9 protein-coding genes and 1 tRNA gene are annotated in these 11,977 nt (G+C 40.3%); 6 read left to right on the forward strand and 4 right to left on the reverse strand.

Annotated elements, in window-relative coordinates; all coding sequences use genetic code 11:
• Nucleotides 1–147: 147 nt before the first annotated feature.
• The 3 genes from HXT20_RS06535 to HXT20_RS06545 all read right to left on the reverse strand — a co-directional run bounded on the left by HXT20_RS06535 (nt 148) and on the right by HXT20_RS06545 (nt 3,489).
• Nucleotides 148–594, reverse strand: a complete 447-nt coding sequence (locus tag HXT20_RS06535; protein WP_004114069.1) for an RbsD/FucU family protein — start codon at nt 592–594, stop codon at nt 148–150.
• Between the two features lie 158 nt (nt 595–752).
• Complete coding sequence (locus tag HXT20_RS06540; RefSeq protein ID WP_004114068.1) at nt 753–2,168, reverse strand: DUF4032 domain-containing protein; 1,416 nt, start codon at nt 2,166–2,168, stop codon at nt 753–755.
• 193 nt (nt 2,169–2,361) lie between these two features.
• Complete coding sequence (locus tag HXT20_RS06545; protein ID WP_004114066.1) at nt 2,362–3,489, reverse strand: ABC transporter ATP-binding protein; 1,128 nt, start codon at nt 3,487–3,489, stop codon at nt 2,362–2,364.
• Between the two features lie 353 nt (nt 3,490–3,842).
• Here HXT20_RS06545 and HXT20_RS06550 point away from each other — a divergent pair, with 353 nt between their 5' ends.
• The 6 genes from HXT20_RS06550 to HXT20_RS06575 all read left to right on the forward strand — a co-directional run bounded on the left by HXT20_RS06550 (nt 3,843) and on the right by HXT20_RS06575 (nt 10,395).
• Nucleotides 3,843–5,564, forward strand: a complete 1,722-nt coding sequence (locus HXT20_RS06550) for a serine/threonine-protein kinase (RefSeq protein WP_421785969.1) — start codon at nt 3,843–3,845, stop codon at nt 5,562–5,564.
• A 99-nt stretch (nt 5,565–5,663) separates the two neighbouring features.
• The gene (locus tag HXT20_RS06555) at nt 5,664–6,605 is read left to right on the forward strand and encodes a DsbA family protein (protein ID WP_004114060.1); all 942 of its coding nucleotides are present in this window, start codon (nt 5,664–5,666) and stop codon (nt 6,603–6,605) included.
• Nucleotides 6,606–6,711: 106 nt separating this feature from the next.
• A tRNA-Thr gene (locus HXT20_RS06560) sits at nt 6,712–6,785 on the forward strand.
• 424 nt (nt 6,786–7,209) lie between these two features.
• The gene (locus HXT20_RS06565) at nt 7,210–8,736 is read left to right on the forward strand and encodes a G5 domain-containing protein (protein ID WP_004114057.1); all 1,527 of its coding nucleotides are present in this window, start codon (nt 7,210–7,212) and stop codon (nt 8,734–8,736) included.
• A gap of 3 nt (nt 8,737–8,739) precedes the next feature.
• A complete protein-coding gene (gene rsmA, locus HXT20_RS06570; RefSeq protein WP_422114334.1) occupies nt 8,740–9,630 on the forward strand; it encodes a 16S rRNA (adenine(1518)-N(6)/adenine(1519)-N(6))-dimethyltransferase RsmA in 891 nt (296 codons plus the stop codon).
• A gap of 141 nt (nt 9,631–9,771) precedes the next feature.
• On the forward strand, nt 9,772–10,395 hold the full coding sequence (locus HXT20_RS06575) for a LytR C-terminal domain-containing protein (RefSeq protein ID WP_162860814.1): 624 nt from the start codon (nt 9,772–9,774) through the stop codon (nt 10,393–10,395).
• Between the two features lie 70 nt (nt 10,396–10,465).
• Here HXT20_RS06575 and HXT20_RS06580 read toward each other — a convergent pair whose 3' ends face one another.
• Complete coding sequence (locus HXT20_RS06580; RefSeq protein ID WP_004114050.1) at nt 10,466–11,935, reverse strand: CCA tRNA nucleotidyltransferase; 1,470 nt, start codon at nt 11,933–11,935, stop codon at nt 10,466–10,468.
• Between the last annotated feature and the right edge of the window lie 42 nt (nt 11,936–11,977).

The raw sequence follows: 11,977 nt of genomic DNA on the forward strand, positions 1-11,977 counted from the left end.
ACACTCAAAACCACAAGTTTTATCAATACACAACTAAAAACACTGCAGCGCAAAATAAGAAATTACAAAAATCTTATTTACAACAATGCAGTGTTAAAAAATACTCTAATCAGAATCTCTGGTGGGGTTTATTGGTATAAGGGTTATTTATTCTCCAGCGAAAACCACACCTTTTCGAAGCATAATATTCGCATATTGAGCACGTTCACCAGTAGCAACCACACAATACGCATTCTTCGCTTCATCATAAAATGCAAAACGCTCCAAGGTTCCTATGGTATTAGCGCCGCGCTTATCAAAACCAGAAATAATATCTTCATAGTCTTTCCAAATTGGAGTTTCACAAGAATCCCCTGGAACAACTTCCATAAGAGTAACTGGCTTAGATGTGTACTGGTCAAGAGGCATAAGCTTCAATATCGCTTTTAGCAATTCTGAAGTACCATGACCATCACAACGAACAACAATTGCATCTTTTCCTACCGATTCGGTTGGAAAATTTCCATCTGCCAAAACCAAAACGTCTCCATGTCCCATTTCGCAAAGTACTTTCAATAATTCTGGCGATATAATGGGATCAATGCCCTTTAACATAGAAATCTCCTTTGATTTACACAATAACTATTTCCGTTAGTTGACAATCATTGGCAACTAATAGGTTGAATAATATCACACGATATTAATAAAAAATTCCATAATTATAGCAAAATATTCTTTGCTGATTAAAGAAAAATATGAACTAACTAGTGAATTCAACTAGCCCAAACACTAGCGTCTTGGTCATCTTCATCAATATCGCGAGTCATAGGAGACGAAGTGGAATACGTGTACTCATCATCTACCACACCAGAATCAGCATCCGCATTAATCGCGGCCAAAACACGCTTGTCCATCTTATATTGCGGTAAAACGTTCTTAATATAGCTTGTTACAGCGTCTTGCATAGAAACATCATGCCCAACGCGTTCCGCCATAAACCAACGATGATCTAATACTTCATGGAAGAACTGTGCAGGTTGGATTTGCGATCTAAACTCAGCAGGAATCATGCGTACCGTAGGCTCAAACACCTCACGCATCCAATCAGTAGCAACAATCTCCAACTCTTCGCCCTGGCGCCACGTAGACGTACGATAAGCATCTAAATCATTAAGAAGCCTACGAGCCTGATTCTCCTGAACATCAAGACCAGTCAAACGAAGTAGCTTACGTGAAGCATAACCAGCATCCACAACTCGTGGACGAACCAACACTCTTCGCCCATCCACAGAAGTCTTCATTTCCAACTCGTCAACATAAAAACCAAGCTCATTAAGCCTATTGACTCGTCTTTCAATACGCCACATTTCGTCTGGGCTAAATTTGTCCACATCTGTAAGCGTGCTCCAAAGAGAATGATAACGGTCAACTAGCCTATCTCCAATGCTAATCTCATCAACCTCACCAGGCAAAAGTTGACCAGAACTTAAATCCATTAGTTCGCCAATTATGTTTGTGCGAGCTAAATCAATATCGTATTCACGCTGACCTTCTGTAAGGCTTCCATGCAAATCACCTGTTTCAGCATCAACTAGAAATGCTGTAAAAGCGTCCGCGTCTCTTAAAAATAGAACGTTAGAAAGAGAAACATCTCCCCAATAGAATCCCGAAAGATGCAGACGAACCATAAGCACAGCAAGCGCATCAATCAAACGCTCTGCAGTATCAGGTCTTAAGGTACGAGCAAACAGAGCGCGATATGGAAGAGAGAATTTAAGATGACGAGTTACCAGCATTGCCTCAAGCGGTTCACCGTTCTTATCTTTTCTACCAGCTACAACCGCTATAGGAGTAACGGTTGGAAGCTCCAATTTGCGCAAACGCCTTAAAAGCTCATATTCTCGTTCAGCAACTTGACGAGTAATTTCCTTCATTGCATACACTTCGTCACCTACGTGCACAAAGCGCACAACGTGCCTAGAGATACCGCGCGGCAAGTTTACAAAAAGATTCGTAGGCCATTGAGATAATGGAAGCTCCCACGGAAGCATAAACATTTGAGGATTAGAGCTTGCGGCAGTAATCTTCAAAGCTTGAGGCTCTGCAGAAGATACAGTTTCATCCTGCGCAGATACTGATGTTGCTTGCATAGCACGTGGATCCAATAAAGGAGTATCGTTCCATTCCATAAACTTTAATCTACCCGTTAAGTTCGAACGCCAATAATTGAATAATAAATCGCAATCAAATTATAACTAATCGCATTATAACTAATCGTAAATAATTCAAACGATGCGAAAACGGGGCTCGCGTAGCGAACCCCGCCATACCCTTATACAGAAATCTTGGGCACTTTAGACAAAGCACCCAAGAAAACAGCAATTAGTTCAAACGCAGCTCTGTAGAAGGTGCAAACAGGTGCATCTTGGATGGATCAATCTTGATCTTTACAGTGTCACCGACCTTTGGAAGCGCACGTGGGTTCACGCGAATCGTTGTGAGCTTGTTCTGGTCACTCATCATTGTAGACGCTTCTTCTGGAGAACCATCAGTGATGATGTTTCCGTAAATATAACCGTCAGAGCCAAGATCTTCCACGTTCACAACCTTCAAGGAGAAGGCATTTGGATCATCAGAAGTTGCCAAGCTTGCATCTTCTGGACGGAAGCCGACAATAATCTGACCCTTATCTTCTTCAGTAAGCTTATCAACAGCTTCTGCTGGAAGAGTGATGGAATCTTCGCCAATTTGAGCTTTGCCATCAACAACTGGATGCTGGTTGATGTTCATAGATGGGGAGCCAATGAAGCCTGCAACGAAGACGTTCGCTGGACGATCATAAAGCTCGGTAGGAGCACCAACCTGCTGCAAAACACCAAGCTTGATTACAGCAATACGATCACCCATTGTCAAAGCTTCAGTCTGATCGTGGGTCACGTAAAGGGTAGTGACGCCAAGCTGACGCTGCAATGCTGCAATCTGTGTACGAGTCTGTACACGAAGCTTTGCATCAAGGTTGGAAAGAGGCTCATCCATGAGGAAGACTTTTGGTTCACGAACAATTGCACGACCCATTGCCACGCGCTGACGCTGACCACCAGAAAGTGCCTTAGGCTTACGATCCAAGTACTCAGTCAAATCCAAAACCTCAGCAGCCTTTTCAACACGCTTGCGGATTTCTTCCTTACTTACGCCTGCAATCTTAAGAGCAAATCCCATATTGTCTGCAACAGTCATATGTGGATACAATGCGTAGTTCTGGAACACCATTGCAATATCGCGATCCTTTGGCTGCATTGTAGTAACATCTTGACCACCAATAAGAATGCGACCTTTGTTAACCTCTTCCAAACCAGCTAACATTCTCAATGTAGTTGACTTACCGCAACCAGATGGGCCAACGAGTACAAGGAACTCGCCATCCTTAATAGTCATGTTCAAATCATCAACCGATGGCTTGTCATTGCCAGGGTAAATACGGGTGACATGATCAAATACAACTTCTGCCATGATATTTTCCTTTCATCGGCAGGTACGTGCCGAACGATCCGTTGTGAAGGGTGTGCACTCAAGACCCCAAGTCCTACGTCGGCGGCGTCAATCGTCCACATTTACTTACATGGTTCATTGAAGGTTCTCTTCGTTGAGCCATGCTCTAATATATCATGTTTATTTAGTAAAAACAGCAAAATTACAGTATTTTCTAGCATTTCGGCGTGTCGAACAGATAAATCACATATAAACAATGTTTAACAAACACGCATTAATATGCATTAAATATATAAACATTTGTTTATAAAATTTTGTATAAATTTTCCACCAAAACGCATAATTGGCATACTCTCCCATTACCATAATGCATTATGGAAGATGTGAGCATATTTGATTTGCGTTCTGGTCAAAACATTGGCGGATACACGCTAATTGAACGCTTAGGCGGAGGCGCTATGGGGTCTGTCTGGCGCGTTCACGATGATGGTGGCCAACTTTACGCAATGAAAATTCTGCGCGCATCTATGTTAGAAGATCAAAGTGAAGATTTAGATTCATTAGAAAACACTAATCCTCAAGAACAAGCAAGACTTAGACTTAAACGAGAAGCTCTAGCTTTACAAAAAATTCATCACGAAGGCGTGTGCTCAATAGTAGATATGGAGCTTGATGCTTCCATAGCCTTTATAGTTACAGAGCTAATTGATGGGCACAATCTTAAAGAAGATGTCGCTATTAATGGTCCATATGTCGCAGACGATTTAGAACGACTCGCTCATAAGCTAATCGATGCAGTAAAAGCTGTTCATAACGCTGGAATAATACACAGAGACATTAAGCCTACAAACGTTATGATTTCTACAACAGGACCAGTTTTAGTTGATTTTGGTATATCTATGGGTCAGGGCGAATCACATGTAACACGCACTGGTTTAGTTATGGGCACCCCTGGTTTTATTGCTCCAGAAATCATTGAAGGATCAGACTCTGACGAGATTACGGATTGGTGGAGTGTTGCTGCAGTTCTTGCTTTTGCTGCAACAGGAAAGCCTGTTTTTGGAACAAAACCAATAATGGCGGTTTTGGAAAGGGCAGCTTCAGGAAACGCTAATCTTAATGGACTCCCTATAAATACTATGCATGCATTTAGATCTGCATTGAGTCCTAAAAGAAGCGAACGCTGTACTCCCGAACAACTTGAGCAAGCTATTTACCAAGATGCGTTAAATCCCCTGTCTTTACAGGAATCTAACTACCCTTTTGACTATACGGCTGATGGGTTAACCGTACCTAATCAGCTAACACAAACTCGGATTATGTCAGAAAATCCTAGAAAAATGTGGGTTTCTGAAGATACTAAAAGAAGTGATTTTACAACAACTGTTAATACAACACGTTTTAATACAGATTCTGATGACTCTACAAAAATTGTTGATAGACAAAATTTCAATCAACAAGATGTTGATGAGCAGAATAATGTTTATCAAGATGAACAGGAATACGAGAATAAGCAAGAATACGCAAAAAATTCTGAACAGTGTAACATACATCCTAAAATAAGCAAATACATGTTTCGCGGAACATTTTTTTTAATAATATTTGCAATACTTTCCTCATCTATTTCAGTATTCTCTATTATTGACGCACTGTCTGCAAACATTATTCTTATGCTTGTTACAGCCACAATAGGATACAATGTTTGCGCGCAATTACGCAGACAATCCGCAAATGATTCGACCGGTGGAAAAGATTGGCTAATAAGAATCGGGAGTATACCTTGGCATTTTGTACGAGCGTCTATTTACACGATACCTAGATTAGTCACAATGATAATTACAGGTGTTATTGGCGCATACATCTACCCACTTATGATTCATGCAACTCCACAATTAATTAAATTCAAAATATGGTTTATTACCATACATTTTCCAACTTACTCTCCAGAGGTTTTCTCTCAAACATCAATTGGATATCTTATTGGTTTTATAGCAGGATGGATTATTGCTTTTATTTTAGGGAAAACTAAGATCTTCAGAATCGGGGCAGGAGCAATTCTCGGAGCGGGAAAAATCTCAAACGAGCAAGAAATATAGACAGTTGATACCGTCAACTAGACTATTCTGCAGATATTTTTATTCCACGAGAACATCACCAAATTTGCTTGTACAGAAACCTGTGAAGAAAGGAACAACATGCCAAACATTAATCAAAACAGCATGCAGAATCACAATGGTAAGGATCTTAAAGACAAAAAGGCTAAAGAGTTACGCCAGCAAACTATTGTTGGAATCGTTGTTGTGGTTATTTTACTTGGCATGATTGCTGCGATTGGCATTACGGCTCTTAATGCAAACAATATGGAAAATCAAAAGAAAATTGAGCAGGCTCAACAAGCAAGACGCGCTGTTAAAAAACTTACGACTAACCAAAAGCCTAAGTACGCTAACAACGAGGGCGGAATTTTAATCAGCAAAAACGGCTATGGAACAACAGTTGAGAATGCTCCAACCATTGCAGTTTATGCTGATCCACTATGCCCTGGGTGCGGTAATTTTAATCGCGATTCCGATCAAATGCTTATTGCCATGATGAAGGCTGGTCAGATTAACCTTGAGATTCACCCAATGTCATTCTTAGATCGAATTTCTAGCGACCACTATTCAACACGTGTAACTGGCGCAATCGCATACATTTCGTCTAACGACGACAATCCTTTGCATTTGCTTCAATTTATTAACAACATTTTTGCTGAAGATTTCCAGCCAGAAGAAGGCGATGATTATAAACCTGTAAGCAATGAAAAGCTTATTGAACAGGCAGTTAAGGCTGGAGTTAGCAAAGAGGTAGCAAGTAAAGCGTTTGATAGGAATTATCTCGCTTGGCAAGACGCTATTAATTCCGATACTCCAAATCGTAAAGCTTTGTGGAATGTTAGCGGACAAAATAAGGGAGCTATGACAACTCCTACAACTACTATCAACGGGAAACTTCTTGATATGGTTGAAGTTAGCAAGAAGAAGCTTAGTACACCAGATGCAATTCTTAAGTCTATTGGGTTAGACAAATCTAAGGTTGGAGTTGAAGGTGTTATGCCAAAAATAACTGACAAAGATCAGCCAAATCCTATTGACTAGTTCTTGTTGATTAGTGTTTCAGCGCAAACAAGTTGCATTTTGGCATTGGGTGCTGGTACACTAATCAATGTTTTGCGCGCAAGCTAGTTATTGCACGCAGAGACGTGCCTCCTTAGCTCAGATGGCCAGAGCGGCCGCCTTGTAAGCGGCAGGTCGCCGGTTCGATCCCGGCAGGAGGCTCTGTTTTATTCTTCTACTTGTTAAAATACGATCGTTAATAGTGTTAAGTTGAAGGCTTTTGGCAATTTTAGTAAAATTTGCATTAAAGGGTTAGAATTAAAGCAAATACGTTTATAGATTTGTCGTATGATAATTTATAAAAAGTAAGACTTATTCATCATAAAACATAAAATAAAAACTTACAAAAGATTTGCATTGTAGACTTTGCTTGAGTAAGTTCTCGGAAATCTTCCCCCAACTCAGGATTTCCGAGTAAGAGGGTGGAGCGTCCCCCAACCAGCTCCTCCTCTACGGGGGCGGGAACAATCCCCTTCTCTCCCGCCCCCATTTTTATGATAGATTTCATCAACATTTAGAAGCTTTTAGCTCAGTTGCGAGCATTATATATAATTAAAGTTCAGTTTTACTTTGGAAGTGAGGTTGAATGGCACGCAGATGGACGCCTCAGAGGTTTGTTGTAATGAGAAGAATACGCATCCTTGTATGCGTTTTGGCTCTTATTATCTCAAGCACTGGGATTTTTACTCTTTCTGCGCGCAAATCTGTAGCTCTAATTGTCAATGGTAAAACAAGAATTGTAACAACCTATGCGTCTACTGCACAAAGACTTCTGCAGGAACAAAAAATACCCGTTAAAACGCATGATCAAGTTATTAGTACTTCGGGAGAAATTCTTGCAGATCACACAACTGTAACTGTTAGGAGCGCTTACCAAACTTCTGTAACAGTAGATGGCATAACAATACCATTTTGGACTGTTGCAACCAGCGTAGATCAACTAATTGGATTCTTCCAAGCAAATGCAGATCATGCTGCAAAAATCACAGTAAATTTGCAGAATATTTACGACAAACTCACTGGAGGATTGTCTATTAACAAAAAAGGACCTGTAGAGGTTATTTGCGATGGCAAATCTAGGATAGCGCCAGATGGAACACTTCCAGCAAGTTCTATTCTCGATTCTCTAGGAATCGTTTTGGGAAAAGAAGATAGAGTTACCGTAAGCGAAAATGGATCACAAACCGTATTACGCATTCTTCGCGTAACTCATGGAAAAGAATCTAGAAATGTCATCGTTCCTTTTAACACTAGAACGATAAATGATCCAAATTTGCCATCTGGAGTGAGAGTTGTTAGACAATCTGGAATAAATGGCGAGCGAACAGATTTATACAATGTGACTTATGTTGATGGTAAAGCAGAAAGCTCTGTATTAATAAAACAAAACGTGATTACTCCTACAACAGATCAGATTGTTGCTGTAGGTAGCAAACCTAATTATCAAGCCCCTAAGCAGAATAAGCAAAGTAGTAACAACACTAACGGAAAGACTTCACAAAAACCTTCTAGCAATACTAATTTGAATAAAACTAACACTAAACAAGAAATAAAACCACAAGAATCTAAAAAACCTTCTCAAAATAGTCAATCCCAACAAAGTGTGCAAAATTCTCAAAACCATAACAATAGTAATTCACAAAATCAGCATCAATCTAATGCGAATAATCAGCAAAATCCTTCTTCCTCTTCTCAAACACAAGCACCTGCAGCATCACAGCCAGCATCACAAACGCCAGCTCCCGCTCCTGCAGCCCCACCAGCACCTGCTCCACCAGCCAACAATCCCAATGGCATGGTTCACGCCACTCCTGAGCAAGCAAAGCTATATGCTCAAGCTGCATGTGCTCAAATTGGTTGGACTGGTGCAATGTGGGAAGATCTTGTTAATTTGTGGACAAGAGAATCTCACTGGCGTTGGAACGCAGAAAATAAAAGCTCTGGCGCATACGGAATACCACAATCTCTTCCAGCAAACAAAATGGCGAGCGCAGGAGCAAATTGGCACGAAGATGCATCAATACAAATAACGTGGGGAATTAATTACATTAAAAGCAAATACGGGAATCCTAGCGAAGCATGGAAGCATTCAGAAAAGTTTGGATGGTATTAAAGTTTGGATGGTATTAAATTGACACAAAATAATATTAGTGAGCAAGAAGGCTCTCTTCTTGGAGCCGCTGACATTCGTAGGATTGCAGCAGAAGAGGGTATTACTCCTACTAAAAAATTCGGTCAAAATTTCGTTATTGACCCTGGTACGGTTAAGAAAATCGTTACTGCGTCAAAAATTAATTCAAACGATTTTGTTATGGAAGTAGGCCCTGGTCTTGGCTCTCTTACACTTGCGATTCTTCAAGCTGGCGCAAATCTTACGGCTGTAGAAATAGATCCTCCGCTTGCTAAACGTTTGCCGAGTACCGTTAAAGAATTTATGCCTAACGCCTTAGAACGATTTAATGTGATTCTTAAAGACGCGCTCGAATTAAACGCTCAAGACGTTCCCAATTTAGCAAATGCACAACACTTTACTCTTGTTGCCAATCTTCCTTATAACGTTGCAACCCCTATTATTCTTACACTTCTTGAAAAGTTTAATAATCTTACAAGTTTCCTTGTAATGGTTCAAAAAGAGGTGGCAGATCGCCTCTGCGCTCAACCAGGCACAAAAACATATGGAACTCCAAGTGTAAAGTTGGCTTGGTATGGCGAATCTCAAAAAGCTGGTTTAATTGGTAGAAATGTATTCTGGCCTGCTCCAAATGTTGATTCTGCTCTCGTTTATTTTGAAAGAAATAACGAGATAAGAGAAGATGAGCAAGAGCGAGAAAAAGTGTTTAAAATTATTGATGCAGCGTTCCAACAGAGAAGAAAAACACTGCATTCTGCTCTTAAAGGCATTATTTCTAATGAATCGTACGATATTGCCGAAATAGACCCAACTAGGCGTGGAGAGACCCTTACATGCGCAGAATTCTTGGCTCTTTATAAAGCTTCGCAGATATGAATTATTTTTAAAAACACAGTCATACATAGTAAGTAAAATTGCTAGTATTGTTTTGTGTATAAAACATTATGATTTATGCATAATTGCAAGTCTCGTACAATAAGATACGCAACAGAAACATAGTACAGATCGGAAGTTAGCATGACGCAATTTTACGACGAGCGGCTGGCGCGCAGAGAGTTCATGTATCAAAAGAAACGATTTGTACTTACTACTGTTGGAATTTGTGTTGGAGCAGCGTTTCTTCTTGCTGTTCTAGTGCAATGCCATGTATTTGGTATTGCTGCCTCTAAAACTCCAGAAATCGACCCAAATTATGGAGTTCAAGCGCCTTGCCCTACAAAAAATAAAGATGAGAATAAGGCTACTTATATCGATAATCGTGCTGTTCCTATTCGAGTACTAAACGGAACAAAATTCCGTGGATTCGCAAGAGCGGTAGGAGAAGGACTACGAAACCGCGGTTTTAACCTGATTGAAGTTGGAAATAGCGAAAAAAGTGTAAAACGCACAACAATCTACTTTGGTAAGAAATCAATTAATGAAGCTTATACTTTAGCTGCTAACTTTAAAGACGCTATTTTGCGAATGGACGATAGACAAGATAAGCTAATTGACGTGGTTTTAGGCGTAACATTCAACAATCTTAAACCTAAGACTGATGTTCCTGCAGCAGGTGCAACAATAGTTGAAATAAAAGGATGCGCTGATTTTAACTCTATGAAAAATCTTCCAAAATCCGCAAATCATAATCCAGTTCAATAAGTTTTATTCAACAACATGATGTTAAATAAAGCAAAATAAAGTTAGAATAATAAAACTTTACTTATTTAAGCTACTTATTTAAGCTGGAATACCATTTCTTTAATTCCTCAACAGCAATATCGTGATCTACTGGACCGTTATCAAGGCGATAATCCAACATATGCTTATATGCTTTACCAACAATAGGACCAGGTTTCAAATCAAGCAATTGCATAATCTCATTGCCATCTAGGTCTGGACGAATCGCGTTAAAATCTTCCTGCTTTTTAAGCTCTTTAACTCGCTCTTCCATCTCATCCATAGCCTGCTCAAACATCAGCGATTTACGCTTGTTCTGTGTAGTTGCATCCGCGCGGGTTAGACGATTTAATCTCTCATACAAGTGTCCTGAATCCTTAACATATCTGCGTACAGCAGAATCAGTCCAAGGCTCGTCAACATATCCATGGAATCGCAAATGCAGATTCACAAGCTCGCTTACATCATCAATAATATGATGATCAAAATGAAGAGCTTTCATGCGTTTGCGAGTCATTTTAGCTCCAACAACATCATGATGGTGGAAACTTACTTTTCCGCCTTCTTCAAATTTTCTAGTACGAGGTTTGCCAATATCATGCAAAAGAGCAGCAAGTCTCAAAGTCAAATCGGGTCTAGGAACCGCGCCTTCGTTATCTGTTTCTAATGCTATTGCTCGTTCAAGAACCATCATTGTATGCTCAAAAACATCCTTATGCCTGTGATGTTCGTCAATTTCTAAGCGCAATGCAGGAATTTCTGGCAAAACCCTATCTGCAATACCAGACTCGACCATAGCTTCAATACCAGCACGAGGATTAGCAGAAAGCAGCATTTTTGTTATTTCATCGCGGACGCGCTCTGCAGAAACAATATCCAACCTAGAAACCATATCTAAAATAGCTTCTGCAGTATTTGCTTCAATAGTGAAACCAAGTTGAGCAACAAAACGAACAGCACGCATCATTCTTAAAGGATCATCGTCAAAAGATTGACGAGGATCTACTGGAGTACGCAGAATACCTTTTGCTAAATCATTCGCTCCACCGAATGGATCTACAAATTCCAAATCTGGAACACGCAAAGCCATTGCGTTCACAGTAAAATCACGCCTAGAAAGATCACCTTCCAAAGTATCGCCATATTTTACTTCTGGTTTCCTAGAATCTGGCTCATAGTCATCACATCGGTATGTTGTTATCTCGACTTTTACTTCTGTTCCGTCTTTTCTGCGACGCACAGCTCCAAGCGTGCCAAATTTTCGACCCATATCCCAAAAGCCATCGTGCCCCCAACTCCTAAGAATATGCTCAAATTCTTCTGGTTTGGCAGAAGTGCAAAAATCAAGATCGTGCGACGTTCTATGCAACAACATGTCTCGTACAGGACCGCCTACAAGAGCCAGCTCATAATTATGTTTAGCGAATAATCTACCCAACTCCATGGCTTCAGGCCAAACTTCAAAGTTCACAGACACGCTTGGAAACACCCTTTCAACAAAAATCAAACTATATTCCAGCATACCGTTACCCCAATGCACAGCGGATTGAGTAAGGTGGAGTGT

The organism is Gardnerella sp. DNF00109 (genome assembly GCF_049262845.1).
In the GTDB taxonomy this organism is placed as follows: domain Bacteria; phylum Actinomycetota; class Actinomycetes; order Actinomycetales; family Bifidobacteriaceae; genus Bifidobacterium; species Bifidobacterium vaginale.